We start from the raw sequence: 22,458 nt of genomic DNA, 5'->3' as shown, positions 1-22,458 counted from the left end.
CTAATAATAATGTATATGAAATCATACTGCCAAATACTGACATGTTAGAAGTGATTGATTTCACAACCCAACCATCTTGGTTTAGCGACGCAATTTTTTCATTGAGCAGCTTAATATCTACCGTACTAGACCAAAAGTTAGTCTTTTTAAATTCGATAACTTTTTGCAACTTTATAGCCCTTTTTTAGCAGCGCGCCAGCAAACAAATTAAAGCTTATAGTCTTATCACCAAGCGCTTATTAATAAACCAGTACCTATAATTACACAATGTACTTTATTTGCAGCATTTGAACTGTAACAGTCTATTTCAACTGAAAAATTAGCTTAAGCTAAGTCACCTAGATAGGTTGAAGTATTTATCAACTTTGCTTTAATTTTTCGACAATAATTGACGACACCTGATCGCAAAAGTCAAAACCTGAATAATCCGGATTAAAGCCACTAATAAACGGTACCGCCATCATAAAACAGCTGTTACATACCGACCCATCGGCATATACAAACTGGTAATCATCGTTAATAGCAAAACCGGGTAAATTTAGATAATAGTCAGCATCTACGGCTAACGATATATCTTTTGCACCACTCTGAACTAAAGCTGCTGCATAATAAGGATGTTTAAATTTAACTCTCGCTGCTTGAGTCTGCTTATTAATAAACAATGATTTAAAAGGAAATTCACTCATTGCAAAAGGCTTTTGCCCGGTACAGTCTATAAAGGTTTTAAATTCATGTACTTGTTCACATTGATTACTGTCTTTAAATACATAGTAAAATTCATGATCGTTTTTAATCTTAATTTGACTGGTTGTATCAACGGCAATGATGTCCAGTTTGCCACAGTTATGGAGGGCGAGTAACTGCTCTGCTGAAGATTGCGGTATGTCGGCAATAATAATGGCGATTAGCGGCTGTAATATCTGTTGCAGTCTTAACATATCTTCAGCAGATAGATATTTAGCTGGATGATTAATACTGAAGCTGAGAAGGGAAAACAGCTTTTTCCAATGGATGCTCTGTTTAGTTTGTATCGATTGTTCTGCTTGAATATATTCGATTGTCAGTAAGTTAAAAGGCTCAAAGGCTTTTCTTGATTCAAGTAGCCAATTAGCAAAACTCTCTAGGTTTTTACCCGCTATTGTTTGGTAGAAATTAGGATCTATATGCTTAATTATTTGTTTGAAATTTTGCTCAAACAAAAAATCTAAAGACACAAAACCGGCATTAGCATGTTTATGCCTTACTAGCTGCTGATCAGTTAACATATGTTCAGATGACAGCAGCGTATCGTCAACATGATAGCGCACACTAGGTAATAACCCATCTAAGCTAAACATGACTATTTTAAAATCTGTTGAGTTAGCCGCAACCTGATAAATCAAACGCTTATCTTGCAGTAAAAAGTGTCCATTAGCTTTGCTAAGGGTTCTAATGGCATCAACTGCGGTTAAAGAGCTGCCTTTAAGCGCAACAGGATGGTTAAATATTTTATTTAACTTGTGCGGTGGATACGGCGAGTTGAAATAGCCGGCAACCTCAGCTTCTTGTTGTTTCGGCCATAAGTGACCTGTGCAGATAATCACCTTATCAAAGCCGTCATATCTATTGGAGTTAACAATAATAGAATACGTAGCGCTTTGCTCAATATCACAGACTGTAGAATTTAAATGTATTGTAAACCTAATACCTAGTCTCTGTCCTTGTGCTATAAGCTGATGAAATTGATCTTCTAAATAACTACCGAGCAATAGTCTGGGCACCACCACTTTAGCGTGAAATTGACTGCCATCAATATGAAACGGCGTAAGCATGGCTGGATCTTGTTGTTTTAGCCACGATTCAAGAGTATCAACTAAAGGCGGCAGTTCGTCTGACGACACGTTGCTAATATGATCATTAAGCGCCCCTTTATGACTATAAGGCATGCCCTTACCAAGCGCTGTTGCGCTTTCAAAAACATCAATGCTAATAGGGCCTAAATCAGCCGCTATCAATTTCTTAACCATAAATAATGCGCTTGGCCCACCGCCGACTAGCGCTATTTTCATTTCTACCATATCAGCACCCTAAGCATAAACTTAGCTAGCAATAAGCATTTGTTGTGCCTAGTTTGAAATTTCGACAGTTAGCATTATTGATACTTATTTTCATAGTATCACTACGCTGTTAGTAACCTCGCAATATCGTGGGATACGTTTCTGCCAATAACGCTAACCCGAACACTGCTTAATGCAGTCAGTTTTTCTTAGGTCGTAAGTAAAGCTTACAATCCAATACTAGGTGAGAATGCAAATTTACGTGCTTAATCTACAAAGCCTAATTAAAAAAATACTGCTATTTATACGGTGTAAAACTTGCTAGTAACCTAAGCTTTTTAAAATAGGCTCGTTGATAAACGGTTAAAAGGAGAATATTTATGTTTGCAACTAATCCCATTTTTGACATGTTGCTTCGAGGTATGGTTTTAACAACTATTGCCATGTTTTGGGTCGTCGTTTTAGTGCGTATTAATGGCTTACGCTCATTCTCGAAAATGACTAACTTCGATTTTGTAATGACAGTAGCCATAGGCTCGCTGTTAGCTAGCTCAAGTCAGTCAACAACCTGGATAGGCTTTAGCCAAACCCTTACAGCAATGGCAATGTTATTTGTAGTGCAATACATAACTGCTCGAATACGTAAATATTCAGCTACGTTCGAGAGTCTGGTACAAAACAAACCGGTGTTGTTAATGCAAAACGGCATTATTTTAGAAGCTGCATTAATAAAAACACGGGTCGCAAAAGATGATCTTGTAGCAAAGTTACGTGAAGCTAATGTGTTGAATTTTTCACAAGTGCACGCAGTGGTACTAGAAACGACGGGAGATATATCGGTTTTACATAGTAATAGAAATACTGATAAAAATAATGATGAAAATGGTAATAAACATCCCGAGCTATGTTCAGCAGAAATACTACAGGGCATTCAAAAAATTCAGTTACGGTCATAATTAAGCATAAGACTGATAAGGATTTCACCCTATCAGCCACTACCTTATTAAAGGGGCTTATTTGTTAGCACACCGGCTGGGCTCATGGCCATCATACCGCGGTAAGTCTGCCGCTATGTCATCCCAGTTAGCACTTGAAGAAACAAAGTTATGCGACATGGGTCTTTCAACAATATCGGAATCTAAAATACCCAGCCGTAAACGTAATTTATCGGCTGCCTGTGCGTTGCTACTATAGATCGGTCCAGCACATACTTTACAGAAGTGACGCTTTTTACCCGGTGCAGTTTCATAACTATTAATTAGCTCTTGGCCGGTGTTAATTACTAACTCTTTAGTGGCTACAAAGCCATTAGTTGCATACGCTGTACCACTACTTTTTCTGCATTTAGAACAATGACAATGGATAATATCGCTAATGCCACCTTGCACAGTTAACGTTACTCGGCCACACAAACAACTTCCTTGATACATAATAGTCTCCAACACTAGTGCTTAGCTCGATTTCATTATTTATGTATAAACAATAAGTAGCCATCGCGAGTGCAACTTCGTTATTTAATTGCTTAGCAACTATGCACTTAGATAATATCAAAAACATAGATTAGAAAGTGAAATTGTTGATAAATACTAATATCTGCTGAAATCAACTGAGGCTAATTTCAGTGAGATGATTTTGAATATGTAGATAATGGGCAGTGTAATATTGCTGCTTAGTTAAATTACCATAAGCAAAATGCGGCGCTAATTCGCCTTGCCAATCGATAAATATTTCTAGTTCTTGTACTAACTCGGCTAGTGCAACATCATTAGGTACTCGGCTAACTAAGCTCGGTGCTTCTGGAATGGGTTCATTAAGGGCATGATGCATACTACCTGTGGCAGCAAAAGCATTAAGGGCCACGCTTCCCACCGTGAATTGAAACAATGCAGATCTATCCTGCGGATAGCCAAGTCGCGAGTAACGCACACTTTGCGCTAAATGTTGCAGCACCATACTAACATTCCACTCGCCATTACTGCTTAATCTCTCTGGCGGAAATCGTTTTAGCCGTTGCAGTAACTCATCCAATGGATAATGCCGTGCCATCGCCACCACCTTGCCACCCACTAAAGCTGCAACAGGGGCAACAATGGCATACTGGAGTAATTTACGTCGGTTCATTAGCTATTATCTCTGCTCTGGGTTTGGTAATTGCTGCGACTTGGATCCACTTTAAGGCTGCAGTCTCTGTTATGCAAATTGCGACAAATAAAATTGCCCCATATGAAATTACATTAGCCTGATAAATTTATCAAAGCTGTTGGCGATTAGCTGCACATCGTCTGGGGCAAATTTAACGTTATTCATCTTAGCCATATCGATATAATTAATGCCATCTTGTTCAAATAAACGCAGTAAGTCTATTTTGAAGTTAATAACACCATTATCGTCTACGTTATTATTGGATATATCGAAATTAAGCACGGTATAACTTTGGTCAAAGCCAATATGGTATACCAAAGGCAGCTGTTCATTTTCCAAGGTAATCGTACCTTCCAACAACAAGAATTTATAACCCACTTGCCAGTTCCAAGCCATTCTACTATTAGGGTCTAAATCACCGGCAATAATTAAGCTGCCATTAGCTTTTGCATCAATGCCAATGCCAAACAACACCTGTCTTAGCTTTTGCAGCTTAATTTGCGGCACAACAATTTGACCAAAGCTGGTATTGCCGTCAAACCTAACCAAATGATAACTTTCTAGCTCATTAAAACGGCTCGCTGGATAATCCAAAACGATATTACTGATAAACAATTGAAAATCTCTGATGGAAAACTGCCCTTCACCGCCCGGATTGTTATAACTTTGGTCATGCAATACTAAGGGTTGTTCACCAACATAAGGATGAAAGCGTAATTTTAAGTCTTGCGGTTTAGCCTGCTGCCAAAGCGTTGCTACCACTATGACTACAGCAACAATCGCTAGCGTTAAACTGGCATAAACAAGGGTAAGTTTATTAGGTTTAGTCATGGCGACTTTTCTCCAAGTTCCGTTCCAAACTCTGCTCCAAAAAGGGATTGGCAAATGCACTATTCGCTAAAAACTCTTCATCTGTTAGCGTATGTAAAAAAGCGATGATGGCTACTATTTCCTGTTCATTAAGATTTAAACTGATGTGATCGTTTTGCGTCTTAGGGATATTATCCGCTTCTATAATTAATGGACTTAAGGTTTTACTGCGCTTAATGCCGCCATTATAGTGCGCTAAAACCTGCTCTAAAGTAGCAAAGCGACCATCATGCATATAGGGTGCAGTTACCGCAATATTACGCAGTGTTGGGGCTTTAAATAACCCGCGATGCGCTTCATTGTTGGTCAGAGTAAATAAACCGGCTTGCAATGCTTGATCATTATCTAAGCCATTATTACTAAAGCCATCAAACGCGGTAGCAAAACCGCTGGTTAGAAATTGACTATGGCAATCAATACAATTGCCGCCACGTAAAGTCACTTTAGTATCCGGATGGGCCATAAACAGCTTACGACCTTGTTCTTCTTGAGGTGAAAGCGTAATTTCACCGCGTAAATATTGGTCATAGCGTGAATTTGCCGAAATCAGCGTACGCTGAAAGTTGGCCAATGCTTTAACTATGCCTTGAGCCGTTACGCTGCCATAGGCCTGCTTAAATAGCTTTTTGTAGGTTTTATCTTTATTTAACTCAACGACTAACTGATCAATATCCCGCGCCATTTCATCTATATGTTCAATTGGATGCAGTGCTTGGTCTTCTAACGAGGGCGAGCGGCCATCCCAAAAAAAGTGTTTTGGTCCCCACATTAAGTTGACTAAGCTCATAGCGTTAAACGAAAGCGGCGTACCAGAAACACCTATAGAGGTTTTTAAACCATCGGTAAAAGCCAAGGCTTGCTTATGACAGGTTGCGCAAGACACTTGATTATTACTAGACAAGATTGGGTCATAAAAAAGTCTTCTGCCAAGTTCAACTGACTCTTTGGTTAAAGGGTTATCTTCTGGCACAATAAACCGGCCAAACACAAAAGGGGCCGTAAATTCGACCAGATGGGTGACCGGTTTTTTGTGACTGAAATAGTAACTAGTTGACGCTATAACTATAATTATAACTATGGCTATAACTAAGGCTATAACTGCCAAGCGGATAGCGACAACTAGGGTAATAGCTTTCATAAGCATTAATGGTGATGGGTAAAGCCCGAACCAAATAATGCTTCAATATTATCGATGCCTTTTTTATACCTTTGTTTAAAGTTAATTTCACCAAGTCGCTCACCGGTACCAAGATCATGTACAGTTAACGAGTGGTCGTTTAGTTTAGCGATAAAATCGACATCGGTAGGGTCATCGTCTTTAGCATCACCTAAATTCAACAGATTATTTTGTACCGCAATAAGCTTACGGCCAGTAGCGGTTTTATAGAAAATCATATGATGAGCGCCGCTTTCAGCTTTAATATCTGCACCAGAAGAAACTAAATTAGGTAACTGTTTTAGATCGTAGCGCTTAACGACACCCGGCATGCCATGACTGATAAATAATTCATCTTCATTACCATAAAACTCTAGCGGTACTGCAGTGCCTTCTGTGGCACCATCGTATAGTTTTTCAGGTGGACCAAATACTTTGCTTTGCTCATTATAAGGTATTTTCCAGGTTTCAAAGCCAAATAAGGTGTTAACTAAAACGGCCGGCTTTACACCTTCGACAATACTAGGACGGACAAAAAGCACTTCAACCGGAGACGAAGGAAAGCCCACTGGATTAGCGTCTTCAACCACAATAGTTTCAATCGGTTCAAAAGTGTTTAAGTCGATTATAGTTACCGTATTACCCACTTCAGTGGCAATGGCTGGGTGGGTAGATGACGTCACCACCATTCTATCGCCATAGGCTGAAATACCATGCGGAAATTTTATATACGGTTTTCCTTCAGCCACTTGGGATTGCCTAGCTTCAATAATTTTGATGATTTCATTCGTTTGCGGGTTAAACACACCAACGGTACCGGCATCAATTTGGCTTAAATCTGAACCACCCATAAAGGTGACAAACATATACAACTCACCATTTACACTGTGCCACATGATGTCTTCACCAACATTTTGGCCATTAGTATTAATGCACTCAAACTTATCAATCATCGGCTCTGCTTGGGCATTACGAACCAAATTAATTTCAGCCAAACTGCAGTCTGAGCCTAACCCTGTCGCATATAAACGGCCATTAGGGCTGTAATACAGATGGTGCATAGGGGCATCTAGTTTGGGTAGAGGATAGTCATACAGAATATCGCCGAATTTGGCAGAATCAGGGTCCATTTCAATAATGGCGATACTATCTGTAGTCCCTAAAGTTGGTAGGCCACTTAACAATACTAAAGCTTGGGTTTGTTCAATATTGTAAGCACTATTTTCTGCGCCAATTTCTGGAACGCTTGCGGAAATGGCTTGGTCTAGAGTAACGTCACTATTTTTTTCTTGGGCTTCAGCTTGTGCAACAGTTGAAGTACTGTCTGTTGTAGTCGGCTCACTGCAGCCCGCAAACAGCATACTGGCGAGAACCATTAGTAATATCTTATTCATGGTCATATCTCTTTAATTATTTGTTTGTACTAAAATTTTGAACAAACTCATAAAAACAGATAACCATTACCTCTTAGCATTTACTGCAATAATCGTATTTCTGCTTCTGTAATAATAACTATGTTCAGTGAAATTCATTGTCACTTGTGCGGCATCCATAAAAATGAAACCGTCTCGTTCAAGTTATAAGTTTAGTAGAAATCGTCAATATCACACGCCAAAGGCTTAACCCTACACGGTAGAACTAATACTCTGTTACTTAATAAAACTTTAGGTGCTAACCCAGCTGTTGGACGCTAAGTTGACCGTTGCAGCCCAGGACGGGCGGACAAATTCGTCAGGAACGAATTTGAACAGCTATGCTGGCCCGCAAGGGTGAAGTTCAGGGATGAATTTCATAACCGAGCCTACAGGGAGGTATTTACGGCGTGTCGGCGTGGGTGCAGCTGTTGTGTGAAACGCAATTTAAATTCAAGCATGCTGTTTTAACTAACCCCACAAAAAAGCCCCAACAAAGGGGCTATATATTTCAACTAATCAACCTACGCTTTAGCTGGAATGCGCTCTAATACCGCTAACAACAACTGCCAATATTGCCCTACGGTTTTGATGTTAACCATTTCATCTGGCCCGTGTGGGTAACGAATGGTTGGGCCGATTGAAACCATGTCCATATCTGGATATGGCTTTTTAAATAAACCACATTCTAAGCCGGCGTGGATCACCATTACTACTGGCTCTTTGTGGTAAATATCTTGGTAGGTTTGGTTTACTATCGCCATAACCGCTGAGTCTGGGTTAGGTTTCCAACCTGGGTAGGCACCGCTGAATTTAACTTCTGCGCCAGCTAACTGTGCTAAAGACGACAGCATGCCTTGCACTTGCTCGCGGCCTGAGTCGATTAGCGAGCGAATTAAACATAGCACTTGGATGCTGCTATCGCTGGTGCTGATAACACCTACGTTTAATGATGTTTCAGTGACGCCTGCTACTTCATCACTCATACGCATTACGCCGTTAGGGCAAACATTAAGTAAATTAATTAAGCGTTGTTGCACATCGGCTTGCAGCACTTTAGTCGGCGCAGCAATGCTAGTTAAACTGAAGTTTATCGCAGGCTCAACGGCAGCTAACTCTAACTGCACCAGTTGCTGATAATCGGCTAACTGTTGTTGTAACAGCTCAGCTTTATCATTAGCTACCGTTAACACCACATTGGCTTCGCGTGGGATAGCATTGCGCAGTGAACCGCCAGTAAAGCTGGCAATATGTAAGCCTAGCTTAGCGGCGTTATCGGCTAAGAAACGGGCTAATAACTTGTTGGCATTGCCCCGACCTAAATGAATATTAACGCCAGAATGGCCGCCTTTTAAACCCGCGATATTAAGCTGAAACGCTTGGCTATTGGCTGGCACATTTTGCCACTGTGCTTTAATGCTAAACTCAGCATCTACACCACCGGCGCAACCCATGTAGATTTCGCCTTCTTGTTCAGAGTCAGTATTAATAAGTATTTCAGCCTCTAGCATACCCGGCTGAACACCAAAGGCGCCTGTCATACCGGCTTCTTCGTCTACCGTTAATAACACTTCAATGGGGCCGTGCTTAATATCAGTGCTGCCTAGAACAGCCAATGCTGATGCCATACCAATACCGTTATCGGCGCCTAAAGTAGTACCGCGGGCTTTTACCCAATCGCCATCAATATAAGCATCGATAGGATCTTTAGTAAAATCATGCATTTTATCAGCATTTTTTTGCGGTACCATATCTAAGTGCGCTTGCAGTACTACGGTTTTGCAATTTTCCATGCCTGGCGTGGCGGGCTTTTTAATAATTAAATTACCGACATGATCTTCCACTATATTTAGCTGACGGCTTTTGGCCCATTGCTGAATATGTTGGCTTAAAGCTTGTTCGTGTTTAGACGGGTGCGGAATGGCACAAATTTCGGCAAACCACTGCCATAATGGTTGTGGGTATAATGACGCTAATGCTGACACTGCGAACTCCTGAATACTGTTACTAAAACAACTGTTACTAAAACAACTTTGGTCGCTATTTTATCACAACAGCATGCAGAGTTGACACCATTAGAAAATGGCTAAAACATTAGAGTGGGTCGGCTGTATAGTCTTTGTTACTGATAACGTGTAGCTTACCTTCCGTTAGAAGTTGGCCGACATTAATTGATTCTGCCAATATTTCAGTCGTTGGCGGCGAACTGATATCAAGTATCATATAAGCATTGCGACCATGTTCTTTAACCCAGAATAACGCTTGATCAGCAAGACGCAAGCTATGCTGCCAGTCCCATTCGTCTAGTTGAGCAACTGCACCGATAGAGCAAGTAAGCGGTTGCTTTAAATTAACTTTATCTTGCCAAGGATAGTCAGAAATAGCTTTATGGATGCGTTTTATTACTAATAAAGCATCTTCATTATTCTCTAATAAAATTAAGAACTCTTCGCCTCCCCAGCGGATCAAGTGATCGGTGCTGCGACTATTTTTTCTAAGCAGATCGGCAATTATAACCAAAACCTCATCGCCGACTTGATGACCTAAACTGTCATTAACTTGCTTAAAGTAGTCTAGATCAAGTAGTGCCCAAATCAGAGGGGCATGATTGCGCTTAGCTCTAGATATAATACGGCTAATATTCGCATTCAAATAATGGCGGTTATTTAAGCCGGTAAGGGCATCTTGCCTACTCATCTCTAGTAACTTTTGGTTAGCTAGATGCAACTCTGCAGTTCGTTCTTTTACTAGCGTTTCTAGTTGTTGTTTAGCATTAGCCAGTGCCATTAATCTCCAGCGATAAATAGCCCATAACAATAGCATAAATGTTAGGAGCGCTATGGCACGTGCGGTTGAAGTTTCATACCAGTGGGGCGCTAATTGCACCTCCATACTCACAGTATCACTCCAGCGGTAATCTGAAGCTAAACGTACCTGGACAACAAAGCGATATTGACCAGGCGGTAGGTTAGTATAAAACGCTGCCCGACGGCTACCTGCATCTACCCAATCAGTATCATATCCTTGTAACTGGTATCTAAAATGCATTGAGGAAGGTTGCACAAAAAATGGCGCGGTAAAACGGAACTGCCAATCTCGCTGATTTGGCTCAAGCCGTACCTGACTTGCTAAGTAACGCTTGCTACCAACAATTAAGCTTTCTAACACTGGCTTGGGTATAGCATCATATTGCATAAGCTGTTGTATAGGTAAAGCCAAAACACCGTCTAAAGTTGGAAACCATAACTTGCCTTCATGCAATGCCCCTTTACTACTACCCGCACCATTACAACAACGCAGCGAATCTGTCACAGCTTCGGGCCTGCGGTCATCCAGCAACATGTAAACTTGCCTAATATTACCCATTGTAAGTTCAGAGTAATTTAGACGGTAAAACCCTTGAAAACTGCTAATAACCAGCTGGTCGTTAACTTGTTCCACATACAGAGCACCATTATCAGGTAACCCTTGATTTTGCGTAAACCAGTTCCAGCTTTCAAGCGATCCTAATACAAAGCCTTGGTCAAGACTGCCAATAAAAATATTGCCATCAGGAAGCTGCTTTAAGGCGCTGATAAAGCTGCCAGATAAAGGCATATTCTTCAGCTCGGCGAAGCTGTCACCATCACGTAAAAATAGCCCATTTTCTGTGCCAACCCACAGTCGTTGCTGGCTGTCTAACAAAAGGATACGAATTCTTGCATCGTGTAAAGCAATAGGCACTTGGTCTTGCTGCAGTTTATTATGTTCTAAATAATATAAGCCATCACTAGTACCAACCCAAATACGCTCATTCTCTTCTACCAATGTTGAAACCAGTAAGTGGCTAATTGAATCGTAATTTTGTTGCCAAGCTAAGGTATTACCATCCAGCTGACTTAAGCCCCCCCGAGTGCCAACCCACAGCTTGCTTTGTGAATCTAATAACATGCTATAAACTAATGGATTGGGTAGGTTTTTATTGGCACTTAATGCTTGAAACTTGTCGTCTTGTAATAATGCTAGACCGTCATTTGTGCCAACTAATAAATGCTGCTGCCAAGGTTGTATTGACCAAACAAAAGGATCGGTCAGACCTTGCTTAGTACTAAAGCGTTGCATTGATGTAGTGCGAAGCCGCTTTAAACCGCGGGTGTGGCTTCCCAGCCACAAATTACCAAACTTATCCTGCAGCATCGCTTCTATCCAAGTAAAGTCTTTTGACTGACCTTGTATCTGCTCTGCGGTAACCACCTGTCGCTGATCAATTTGATAAAGCATGTCATAGCTGGCAACCCATAATTTCTGCTGCGGATCGAGATAAAGCATACCAACCCGTTTCCCCGCAGCATATCCAGGTAAGGTTACAGTGTGCCACTGCTCATTTTGCCAACGGTATAGTCCCAATGAAGTGCCTAAATATAAATCATCAGCTTGCCTTGCTAACTGTACAACTTGTAATTCCGCTATATGATCTGGAACAGCAAACCATTGATATTGCTCTTGCTTTAAAGTAGCAAAGCCATTCTGGCCGCCAATAAATAGGGTATCTTGCTGCTGATGCAATGCAAATGCAGCACCTTGATGCGTGGTAACTTGTTGTAATTTTTCTAGCTGCTCATCCCATTGGTATAAATGGTCGGCGCCAACATAAATAGTGCCATCGGCATGTTGCATAATGCTATTCACACCGCCTGGTAAAGGAAGATTATCTAGATAGACAAACTTTCTATCTTGATAAAGCATCAAACCATAAACTGTACCAATCCATAACCGCTGTTGCTGATCAATATATAAGGCAGTAATTAAGTTAGACGAAAAAGATGGGGTATTAGCCGTATTAAAGACCCGAAAATTAACACCATCAAAGCGTGCCAGACCATTTTGTGTACCTACCCATACATAGCCCTGAGTATCTTGAGCTATGGAGGTAACCGATATTTGAGGTAAACCGGCTTCTACCGACCAGTAACGGTATAAATAGTCATCTTGTTCTAGTGTCATTGCGCCTACTTTGACAGCAGTTAAGTAACTACACAGCACTAGCCAAAAGATAAATCGATAGCGGATCAATGCGTAAAAGCCTTAATTGCGCAATAAAATGTTATTTTTACTCTACTATAATTTTTATTAAAACTGCAATGAACACCGATGAACGGTATTGTTAGGCGACTGAACGGTCAGCTTGCCGCAATGGTCTTACCAGTGTAAGCTTTTCTTAATTTAAAATTAAGGATTAGAAAATGACAACAACACTACGTAAAGCGAATTGGGGCTTAAAGTTTTTTGCTTGGCGCTATATTCCATTAATTGGTTTTTGCTCGCCAAAAATTGTCCGCATGGATAATAAAACCCTAGAAGTGACTATCCCTCATGGCTGGCGGACTAAAAACCATTTAGGCAGTGTCTATTTTGGCGCTTTAGCCATAGGTGCCGACTTAGCAGGTGCTTTCTTAGTGTTTACCAAGGCGCAAAACCGAGGCGTCAATGCCAACTTTGCTTTTAAAGACGTTCAAGGCCAGTTTTTAAAACGACCAGAAGCTAAAGTGCATTTTACCAGTAATGATGGTGAGGTTATTGATCAGATGATTGATGAATCACTGGCCAGTGGCGAGCGCATTAACCGACCCGTATCGGTGATAGTAACTTGCCCTAGCCTGCATGGCGATGAACCAATGGCCACTTTTACCTTAACGTTATCGGTGAAAGCTAAACAACGAAAAAGCTAACAGGTTTGCACCTAACGCCGACAACGACTAGAATCGCGCTGTCTATTGGCTACTTTATTACTACATACTATGCAGCAACTAAGCGGTAATCTTTTTATTATCTCTGCGCCCAGTGGCGCAGGTAAATCTAGTTTAATTCAAGCTCTATTAGCTCAGCATAGCGATATGCAAGTCAGTGTGTCGCACACTACTCGTGCGCCTAGGCCCGGTGAAATAGATGGTGTGCATTACCATTTTATCACTGTTGAGCAATTTAAAGCCTTAATTGAACAAGATGCCTTTTATGAATGGGCTGAAGTATTTGGCAATTATTACGGCACGTCGCAGCACACCGTCCGCCAAAGCTTAGAGCAAGGTATAGATGTATTTTTAGATATTGATTGGCAAGGTGCGCGGCAAATTCGTCAGCATACCAATAGCGCTATCGGTATTTTTATTCTGCCACCCAGCCTAGAAGAATTAGAAAACCGCTTAAACACACGCGGTCAAGACAGCGCCGAGATTATTGCTAAACGCATGGCCGAAGCTTATAGCGAAATGAGCCACGCCGATGAATATGAGTATTTAATTATTAACGATGATTTTGCTCTAGCCCAGCGCGAATTTAGCCATATTGTCTTGGCGCAACGTAACAGCTTTGATTCACAATTAAGTAAACATCACAGCTTACTCACAGAGTTGTTGGCCAAAGCAGCAAAATAGCGTAAACTGTCGAGTCTCGTGAAAACACACTGGAGTGGTAAATGGCGCGCGTAACAGTTCAAGATGCAGTAGATAAAATTGGTAACCGCTTTGATTTGATTTTAGTAGCATCTCGTCGTGCTCGTCAGCTTGCGGTTGAAGGTAAAGAAGCGTTAGTTGATATCGAAAATGATAAACCGACGGTAATTGCTTTACGTGAAATTGAAAAAGGTTTGATCACTAGTACTACACTAGACGCACAAGAGCGTCGCGATCAAATTCAGCAAGAAGCTACAGAAATGGCCGCAGTTGCAGCTATTATTGGTTCTGATCAATAAAAAATCCCGCATATCTGTATGCCAGCGGTATATTAGCCGTTGGCAACTTCCTAAAATAGACGTATATTCATAATAGATCCCGCGCTTTACGGCGTTTTTTTTGTTTGCTGTCACCGTTTGGGAGCACAAGTGTATTTATTTGAAGGTCTAAAAAAACAGATTAGTGCTTACCTACCGCCAGAGCAGGTTGCTTTAGTGCAACAAGCTTATGTGGTGGCAAGGGATGCACATGCCCCGCAAACACGCTCTAGTGGTGAGCCTTATATTACCCATCCGGTTGCGGTAAGTAGTATTTTGGCAGATATGCGCATGGACCATGAAACCTTAATGGCTGCCTTGCTGCATGATGTTATTGAAGACACCCCATTTGATAAAGCCGATTTAGCTCGGCTATTTGGCGATACGGTGGCCGAGTTAGTGCAAGGCGTCAGTAAGCTAGATAAAGTAAAGTTTAAAGACTATAAAGAGTTTGAAGTCACAAACTTACAAAAAATGTTTATGGCTATGACCCAAGATATTCGGGTTATTTTAATTAAGTTAGCCGACCGCACCCACAATATGCGCACCTTAGGCGCCCTACGCCCAGAAAAACGCCGCCGTATTGCCAAAGAAACCTTAGAATTATATGCCCCGATTGCTAATCGTTTGGGTATTCATAATATTAAAAACGAATTAGAAGACTGCGGTTTTCAAGCTTTATACCCGATGCGGTATCGAGCGTTATCCACTGCTGTACGCCAAGCTCGAGGTAATCGCCGCGAGTTATTAGAAAAAATTAGGCATGAAATTTTAGACCGCTTAAGCACTGTCGGCATTATTGCTGAAGTCAGTGGTCGTGAAAAACACTTGTATAGCATTTACTGCAAGATGAAAAACAAAGAGCTGATGTTCAACGATGTGATGGACATTTATGCCTTTAGAGTTGTCGTTGATAGCATTGATCAGTGCTATCGTACCTTAGGTGTAGTGCATAATTTATATAAGCCAATTGAAATACGTTTTAAAGATTATATTGCCATGCCCAAACAAAATGGCTATCAATCGCTGCATACGTCTTTAGTAGGCCCGCATGGTATTCCAATTGAAATCCAAATGCGCACCCACGAAATGAATGAAACTGCCGATAATGGTATTGCTGCCCATTGGATGTATAAGGCCAATGGCGAGCATCAAGATACCACGGCGCAAATTCGTGCCCGTCGCTGGATGCAAAGCTTATTAGAGCTGCAACAACATGCTGGTAATAGCGCCGAATTTGTTGAAAACGTTAAATCTGAATTGTACCCAGATGAGCTGTATGTGTTCTCACCCAAAGGTCGCATTGTAGAATTGCCCATAGGCGCCACACCGGTTGATTTTGCATATGCCGTGCATACCGATATTGGTAATCGTTGTGTCGGTGCCAAAATTGACCGTCGGCCATACCCGTTAAACAAGCCTTTAGAAACCGGCCAAACAGTAGAAATTGTCACAAGTCCAGGCGGTAAACCTAATGCTAACTGGCTAAATTATGTGGTGACTAGCCGAGCTATTTTAGGTATTCGCAATTATCTGAAAAAGCAAAAACAAGATGAAGCTGTTAATTTAGGTAAACGTTTACTCAGTTCAGCCTTAGGTGATATTAAGTTTACTGACATTGCACCAGAACGTTTAGAGCAAGTGTTACATAACAGCAAACAGCATTCTTTAGATGAGTTATGCAGTGAGATTGGTTTAGGTAATCAACTGGCTATTGCTGTCGCACGGCGTTTACTCGGTGAGTTTGACTCGCCCGATCCAGATGCAAACCCTAAAATAAACCCTGCCGATAGCCATTCTAGCAGCGCTGCAAATAGTAGTTTAAAAAGCAAAGCCTTTATTATTGGTGCAGATGGCATGTTAATTACCTTTGCTAAATGTTGTCGACCCATACATGGCGATGAAATTATTGCTAGCGCCACACCGGGCAAAGGGCTATATGTACACCGCAGCGATTGTCGTAATATTAAAAGTTGGGATAAAGAGCCAGGTAAGTTTTTCCCGGTAAAATGGGATAAAACTGTTGATCAACAATTCTTATGTGATATCCGCATTTTTATATTAAATCGCCATGGTTTATTAGCCAAGTTAACCACGCTGATTGCCGCGCAAGGTTCGAATATTCAAAATTTAGTAACCGATGACCGTGATACCGGCGAATACGTGATTAAAATTACGCTTTCAGTGCGAGATCGGGTTCATTTGGCTAACGTAATGCGCAAAATTCGGGTGTTGCCTGAAGTGCAAAAAGTCTATAGAAGGAGATAAGCTTAGATGTCTAAAGTTATTATTAACACCGACGCTGCGCCAGCAGCAATTGGCACCTATAGCCAAGCGGTAAAAATTCGCAATACGGTGTATATTTCAGGGCAAATTCCGTTAGTGCCCAGCACGATGCAAATGGTATCGGAAGACTTTGCTGAGCAAACCCATCAAGTGTTTAAAAACTTAAAAGCCGTGTGTGAAGCTGCCGGTGGTGGTTTGAATGATATGGTAAAAGTGAATATTTACATGGTTGATTTAGGCCAATTTGCGACGGTTAATGAAATTATGAGCCAGTATTTTGCCGAGCCATACCCAGCGCGTGCCGCGGTACAAATTAGCGCCTTACCTAAAGCCAGCCAAATTGAAATTGATGGCGTAATGGAAGTGCCCTCTACTTACTAATGTCCAGCGCGAACTCCCTTCATCAAGTCGCCATCTCTGCAATTAAAGGGGTTGGCGCTAAGGCGGCTGAAAAGTTAGCAAAATTAAATATCTTTACCATTCAAGATGTTTTATTTCATTTGCCGCTGCGTTATGAAGATCGCACCCGTATTTATGCCATAGCCGATTTAATGCCGTTAATGCATGCCACTGTGATAGCTGAAGTGGTATCGAGTGAAGTGCAATTTGGTAAAAGGCGCAGTTGGTTAGTTAAAGTCAAAGATGGCAGTGGTTTTTTAACCTTACGCTTTTTTCATTTTAGTGCCGCGCAAAAAAATGCCGTGACCCCAGGCGTAGTATTACGCTGCTTTGGTGAAGCCAAACGTGGCCCGCGCGGCTTTGAAATGCTGCATCCAGAATATCGGCTGCAAACCGAACAGCCATTAATCGAAGTAGCCGAAACGCTAACACCGGTGTACCCAACTACCGAAGGCTTGCGCCAAGCAACATGGCGTAACTTAACTGATGCCGCTTTAAGCTATTTAAATACCATGGCACCCGACGAGTTACTCAGCAGTAACGTATTGGCCCAAGCTTGGTCATTAGCCCAAGCGCTGCAATATATTCATCGGCCGCCGCCAGATGCTAGCTTAGCGTTATTAGAGCAAGGTAAGCACCCTGCCCAGCAGCGTTTAATTATTGAAGAGTTAGTAGCGCAGCAGTTAAGTATGATTAAATTGCGTAGCCAAAGTCAGCAGCAACAAGGCATACCACTTGAGATTAATACCGATTTATTACAACGTTTTTTAGCGGCCCTACCTTTTAGCCCCACCCATGCCCAGCAACGGGTCAGTAATGAAATTAGCCACGATATGGCTAAAGCTTTACCTATGCTTAGACTAGTGCAAGGTGATGTTGGGTCGGGCAAAACCTTAGTGGCGGCTTTTGCGGCATTAACCGCGATTAGTAATGGCTATCAAGTCGCGTTAATGGCACCTACTGAGTTATTAGCTGAACAACATGCGGTTAATTTTGCAAAATGGTTTACGCCGTTAGATATTAATGTGGCCTGGCTAGGCGGAAAAACTAAAGGTAAAGCCAGACAAGCTACATTAGCCGCCATTGCTGATGGCAGTGCCCAAATGGTCGTGGGCACTCATGCGCTATTTCAGCAACAAGTAGCATTTAACGCGCTAACCTTAATTATTATTGATGAGCAACACCGCTTTGGCGTGCATCAGCGTTTAGCGCTGCGCGAAAAAGGCGGTATCGCCAATGTGTATCCACATCAGCTAGTGATGACAGCAACACCTATTCCACGCACGCTGGCCATGACCGCTTATGCCGACTTAGATACTTCTATTATTGACGAGCTACCTCCCGGCCGGACGCCGGTAACAACCGTGGCCCTGCCCGACTCGCGGCGTGACGATATTATTGCCCGAGTTGAACATGCGGTGAGTCAAGAGCAGCGCCAAGCCTATTGGGTCTGCACCTTAATTGAAGAGTCTGAAACTTTACAATGCCAAGCCGCTGAAGATACTTGGCAGAATTTACAACTTGCGTTGCCTTACTTAAAAGTCGGCTTAATTCATGGCCGTTTAAAACCTGCCGAGAAACAAGCGGTAATGCAGCAATTTACTGACGCTGAGTTAGATGTGTTAGTGGCTACCACAGTCATAGAAGTCGGTGTAGATGTGCCCAACGCCAGTTTAATGATTATTGAAAACCCTGAGCGCTTAGGCTTAGCCCAATTACATCAGCTGCGGGGTCGGGTCGGTCGTGGCAGCACTGCATCGCATTGTGTGTTGCTGTATCACGCGCCATTATCGAAAACGGCTCAAGCACGCTTAGCGGTGCTACGCGATAGTAATGATGGCTTTGTTATTGCTCAGCGTGATTTAGAAATACGTGGCCCCGGTGAGTTACTCGGCACTCGGCAAACCGGTATACTGCAATTTAAAATTGCTGATCTAAGCCGCGATGCCGATTTACTGCCGCAAGCTCAGCAAATTGCCACTACACTGTGGCAGCAACAGCCAGAGCAATGTGAGCGCTTAATTCAGCGCTGGTTGGCCAATAAAGAAATTTACGGTAATGCTTAAGCTGCTATGCTGCCTTCTTGCGTTGCCTTACTTAATCAAACTGTTGTCGAGGAAAGTGTATGTCCGCTTCTGCTTTAAAATCGCCGCTAACACCATTACAACTACGTCAGCAAATTCGGCGTAATCAATTTACGGCTAATACCTCTGGCCAAGCACCGGGCTTTGTTCAGGCTAATTTGGCCATAATGCCTAAGCAATATGCGGCAGATTTTTTGCAGTTTTGCCACTTTAATCCTAAGCCATGTCCGTTATTAGCTATGTCGGCGACACCGGGTGCAGTAGATATGCCACAGTTAGCGGCTGATCTGGATATTCGCACTGACATTCCTAAATATAAGGTGTTTAAGCAAGGCCAATTAGTTGAAGAAGTCAGCGATATTAATGCCTATTGGCAAGATGATTTTGTCAGCTTTTTAATTGGTTGTTCGTTTTCATTTGAAGAGTCTTTAATTGCTGATGGTTTAGAAATTCGCAATATTACTGAGCAAGTAAACGTGCCGATGTATCGCACCAATATTGCTTGCGAACCGGCAGGCGTATTTTCTGGTGGCATGGTGGTAAGTATGCGTCCTATGAAGCCGGCTGATGCCATTCGGGCCATTCAAATTTGTTCACGCTTTCCGCAAGTGCATGGCGCACCAGTACATTTTGGTGATCCAGCTGCTATTGGTATTAACGATATTAATAAACCTGATTTTGGTGATGCGGTTACAATCAAGCCGGGTGAAGTGCCAGTATTTTGGGCCTGCGGCGTAACACCGCAAGTGGCTATTGCTAATGCCAAATTAGATATCTGTATTACCCATAGTCCAGGCTATATGTTAGTGACTGACTTACCAAATAGTAAATTATCGGTGTTTTAACAGCCAATAAAAAGGCTGCAGTTGCCAACAAGGGTTTCTGCAGCCTTTTGAATCAGCAATGTACTCAATTGCTAGTCACATAAATGCTAGAGTTTAAAACTCTAATGCCTGCTTTAAATCGGCAATTAAATCAGCCGGATCTTCAACCCCTATGCTAAAGCGAATTAAGTCATCACTGACCCCTGCGGCCAGTCGGCTGGCGTGATCCATAGCAGCATGGGTGGTGCTTGCAGGATGACAAGCTAAGCTTTCTAAATCACCTAAGCTGACAGCTTGAGTAAATAACTGCAATTGATCTAAAAACCGTGCCGCACGGGCAAAGCCGCCCGTTAATTCAATGCTAACCATGCCACCAAAAACGCCGACGGTTTCGGCCAACACTTTATGGCCTGCATCGCTGGCTAAACCCGGGAAAATAACGTTATTAACCTTTGGATGGGTGGCTAGAAATTCCGCGACTTCAATAGCACCGGCTAAATGAGCATCCATTCGCAGTGCTAAAGTCCGCATACCACGTTGTAATAAATACGCTTCTTGTGGGCCAATAGGTGCGCCAATATGCTTTAAAGCTATAGTACGAATAGGTTGCATTAATTCACTACGACCTGCGACGACACCGGCAATAATATCGCCATGGCCACTTAAATATTTGGTGCCGCTGTGCATCACAATATCAATGCCATACTCTAATGGTTTAAATAAATACGGGGTTAAAAAGGTATTATCACAGACCGTAATAGCGCCAGTTTTAGCCGCTGCCGCTTTAATTTTGCGATAATCATTAACCCGTAAATTCGGGTTAGTGATAGGTTCGAATAAAATGATTTTAGTGGCTAAGCTTATGTTTTCTAGTAAGTCGTCATCACTTTGATAGCGGCTGACCTTGATCCCGGCTCTCGTTAAGGTATTAATTAAAAAAGCCGCAGTACCGCCGTATACTGGATCAATAAAAGCAATTTCGTCACCTTGGCTAACTAAAGCATAAAAAATACTGCTAACCGCTGCCATGCCGCTGGCCAGTACTAAGGCTTCTTCAGCACCTTCTAATTTAGCTAATTGTTGCTCTAATGCCTGTACTGTTGGATTACCCATCCGACTATAAATAAAGCCTGGTTGCTCACCGGCAAAACGGGCTTTACCTTCTGCAGCTGTGCCATAGGTAAAAGTACTGCTTTGATAAATAGGCGTTGTTAAGGCGCCCGTTTGCGCATCGGCACCGCCGTTACTATGCAACAATTGAGTTTTAAATTTCATCTATAGGCTCCGTTATAATGCCGTTTTATTCTGCTGATTCTTGGTCTATTTTGCTTTTTCGATGCTGCTTTTATTGATGCAAATGTGTTGTGCTTAATCTACTGCTATCAAACTAGAATAATGTTTTTTAGCTACATCGGTATGTGAGCGTAAACGTCCTTTTAACACATTTTCACCCACTTGATAAAATAATGGGTTAGTTGGGTCGCTGGCTGGACCTTTAGCTTGCGCGGCTAATTCTGCCGGTAATGCTAATAAAGGTACTGTTGCATCTAGCTGCGCGGCCATAAAAAATGCACAGGATAAGCGTTCAATACCGGCTGGCGGGCTCACTACCCGATGCATAGTAGCCTTTAAATAACCATTAGACGCTAATTCTAACAGTTCGCCAATATTAACAACAAAAGCACCGGGTAAAGGGGCAGCACCCACCCAACCGTTATCGGTTAATACTTCTAAACCCGATTGTTGATCTTGCAGCACTAAGGTTAAATAGCCGGGATCTTTATGCGCCCCTACACCCTGATTTTGCGCCGTAGCAGTACCCGGATAACGAATTAACTTCATATGAGAGTATGGACCGTCCTTTACTGTATCAGCAAAGGCATTGTCTGGTTGCTGTAATACTTGAGCAAACGCCGTGAGCAAAGTAACCGTTAAATCGGACAGCTGTTGTTGCCATTGCAATAACGCTGGCTGCAGCTCAGGTAAAGCCGTTGGCCATTGATTAGGGCCTATTAACCGCTGCCATGCTGGCATGGTCGGGGTAATAGTAAGCGCTTTTTGTTCGTTCATGATATCAAACTGTTCACGCTGATCGGCTTGGCCTTGCGTTAGCTCGCCACCTAAACGGGTGTAGCCACGAAAATGCGCTGACTGTACCATTTGTACTGCTTGTTTTTCAGCATCAGATAAGGCAAAAAATTGCTTAGCGAGCTGTAAAATATGCTGTTGCTGCTCTAGCGTTAAGCCATGCCCAGTTAGATAGAAAAAGCCAACATCGCGGGCGGCCACGGCTAATTGCTGTAAAAAGCGTTGTCGCGACTCACCTTTTGCGTACCATAAACTAAGATCCAGCACCGGCAGATTTAATTGGCTCATTTTCTTACTCTATATTGGCTAATAACTGCCGCTATTTTAAGCTTAGTGCCTGGCAACAATAAGGAACTAATTACGCCGAGTTATACGCAATAAGAATAAGCAGACGGCTGCACATCTAAATTAACCAA

General features: G+C 42.2%; 18 protein-coding genes. 8 read left to right on the top strand and 10 right to left on the bottom strand.

Translation table 11 applies throughout. The annotated features are described in order from the left end of the window. Nucleotides 1-359: 359 nt before the first annotated feature. The gene (locus BI198_RS03210) at nt 360-2,057 is read right to left on the bottom strand and encodes an FAD/NAD(P)-binding protein (protein WP_070048254.1); all 1,698 of its coding nucleotides are present in this window, start codon (nt 2,055-2,057) and stop codon (nt 360-362) included. Nucleotides 2,058-2,416: 359 nt separating this feature from the next. Here BI198_RS03210 and BI198_RS03205 point away from each other — a divergent pair, with 359 nt between their 5' ends. Next, nucleotides 2,417-2,992 carry a DUF421 domain-containing protein gene (locus BI198_RS03205; RefSeq protein ID WP_074467405.1) on the top strand — a complete coding sequence of 192 codons (576 nt, stop codon included), beginning with the start codon at nt 2,417-2,419 and terminating at the stop codon, nt 2,990-2,992. Nucleotides 2,993-3,049: 57 nt separating this feature from the next. On the opposite strand, the gene BI198_RS03200 is transcribed toward BI198_RS03205, so the two are convergent. From BI198_RS03200 to BI198_RS03170, 7 genes are all read right to left on the bottom strand, one after another. Continuing rightward, nucleotides 3,050-3,466: a GFA family protein gene (locus BI198_RS03200; RefSeq protein ID WP_201243389.1), complete on the bottom strand. Its 417-nt coding sequence runs from the start codon at nt 3,464-3,466 to the stop codon at nt 3,050-3,052. A 172-nt stretch (nt 3,467-3,638) separates the two neighbouring features. Beyond that, nucleotides 3,639-4,157 carry a DUF1569 domain-containing protein gene (locus BI198_RS03195; protein WP_070048253.1) on the bottom strand — a complete coding sequence of 173 codons (519 nt, stop codon included), beginning with the start codon at nt 4,155-4,157 and terminating at the stop codon, nt 3,639-3,641. 108 nt (nt 4,158-4,265) lie between these two features. Next, complete coding sequence (locus tag BI198_RS03190; RefSeq protein WP_070048252.1) at nt 4,266-5,009, bottom strand: MbnP family protein; 744 nt, start codon at nt 5,007-5,009, stop codon at nt 4,266-4,268. Further along, on the bottom strand, nt 5,002-6,036 hold the full coding sequence (locus BI198_RS03185; RefSeq protein ID WP_201243387.1) for a cytochrome-c peroxidase: 1,035 nt from the start codon (nt 6,034-6,036) through the stop codon (nt 5,002-5,004). The genes BI198_RS03190 and BI198_RS03185 overlap by 8 nt, the downstream gene beginning before the upstream one ends. Before the next feature lie 155 nt (nt 6,037-6,191). Then, entirely contained in the window at nt 6,192-7,598 is a 1,407-nt protein-coding gene (locus tag BI198_RS03180) for a hypothetical protein (RefSeq protein WP_141728831.1), read from the bottom strand. 542 nt (nt 7,599-8,140) lie between these two features. Then, nucleotides 8,141-9,601, bottom strand: a complete 1,461-nt coding sequence (locus BI198_RS03175; protein WP_070048250.1) for an aminoacyl-histidine dipeptidase — start codon at nt 9,599-9,601, stop codon at nt 8,141-8,143. Between the two features lie 109 nt (nt 9,602-9,710). Further along, on the bottom strand, nt 9,711-12,599 hold the full coding sequence (locus BI198_RS03170) for a ligand-binding sensor domain-containing diguanylate cyclase (RefSeq protein ID WP_141728830.1): 2,889 nt from the start codon (nt 12,597-12,599) through the stop codon (nt 9,711-9,713). A gap of 239 nt (nt 12,600-12,838) precedes the next feature. Here BI198_RS03170 and BI198_RS03165 point away from each other — a divergent pair, with 239 nt between their 5' ends. The 7 genes from BI198_RS03165 (at nt 12,839) to BI198_RS03135 (ending at nt 19,975) form a co-directional block, all read left to right on the top strand. Next, nucleotides 12,839-13,324 (top strand): PaaI family thioesterase, encoded by a 486-nt coding sequence (locus BI198_RS03165; protein WP_070048248.1) that lies wholly within the window; start codon nt 12,839-12,841, stop codon nt 13,322-13,324. A 69-nt stretch (nt 13,325-13,393) separates the two neighbouring features. Further along, nucleotides 13,394-14,026 (top strand): guanylate kinase, encoded by a 633-nt coding sequence (gene gmk, locus BI198_RS03160; RefSeq protein WP_070048247.1) that lies wholly within the window; start codon nt 13,394-13,396, stop codon nt 14,024-14,026. 41 nt (nt 14,027-14,067) lie between these two features. Beyond that, nucleotides 14,068-14,343 carry a DNA-directed RNA polymerase subunit omega gene (gene rpoZ, locus BI198_RS03155; protein WP_070048246.1) on the top strand — a complete coding sequence of 92 codons (276 nt, stop codon included), beginning with the start codon at nt 14,068-14,070 and terminating at the stop codon, nt 14,341-14,343. Nucleotides 14,344-14,472: 129 nt separating this feature from the next. Then, a complete protein-coding gene (spoT, locus tag BI198_RS03150) occupies nt 14,473-16,629 on the top strand; it encodes a bifunctional GTP diphosphokinase/guanosine-3',5'-bis pyrophosphate 3'-pyrophosphohydrolase (RefSeq protein WP_070048245.1) in 2,157 nt (718 codons plus the stop codon). A 6-nt stretch (nt 16,630-16,635) separates the two neighbouring features. After that, entirely contained in the window at nt 16,636-17,028 is a 393-nt protein-coding gene (locus BI198_RS03145) for a RidA family protein (protein ID WP_070048244.1), read from the top strand. Continuing rightward, nucleotides 17,028-19,112: an ATP-dependent DNA helicase RecG gene (recG, locus tag BI198_RS03140; RefSeq protein WP_070048243.1), complete on the top strand. Its 2,085-nt coding sequence runs from the start codon at nt 17,028-17,030 to the stop codon at nt 19,110-19,112. Before BI198_RS03145 ends, recG begins: the two co-directional genes overlap by 1 nt. A 59-nt stretch (nt 19,113-19,171) precedes the next feature. Further along, nucleotides 19,172-19,975, top strand: a complete 804-nt coding sequence (locus tag BI198_RS03135) for a putative hydro-lyase (RefSeq protein ID WP_070048242.1) — start codon at nt 19,172-19,174, stop codon at nt 19,973-19,975. A gap of 93 nt (nt 19,976-20,068) precedes the next feature. Here the strand turns inward: BI198_RS03135 and BI198_RS03130 are convergent, their stop codons facing one another. Then, nucleotides 20,069-21,229, bottom strand: a complete 1,161-nt coding sequence (locus tag BI198_RS03130; protein ID WP_070048241.1) for a trans-sulfuration enzyme family protein — start codon at nt 21,227-21,229, stop codon at nt 20,069-20,071. A 93-nt stretch (nt 21,230-21,322) separates the two neighbouring features. Continuing rightward, the gene (locus tag BI198_RS03125; RefSeq protein ID WP_070048240.1) at nt 21,323-22,330 is read right to left on the bottom strand and encodes an isopenicillin N synthase family dioxygenase; all 1,008 of its coding nucleotides are present in this window, start codon (nt 22,328-22,330) and stop codon (nt 21,323-21,325) included. Between the last annotated feature and the right edge of the window lie 128 nt (nt 22,331-22,458).

It is taken from the genome of Rheinheimera salexigens (genome assembly GCF_001752395.1).
GTDB classification, from domain to species: domain Bacteria; phylum Pseudomonadota; class Gammaproteobacteria; order Enterobacterales; family Alteromonadaceae; genus Alishewanella; species Alishewanella salexigens.
This window is presented reverse-complemented; position numbering and strand designations above follow the sequence as displayed.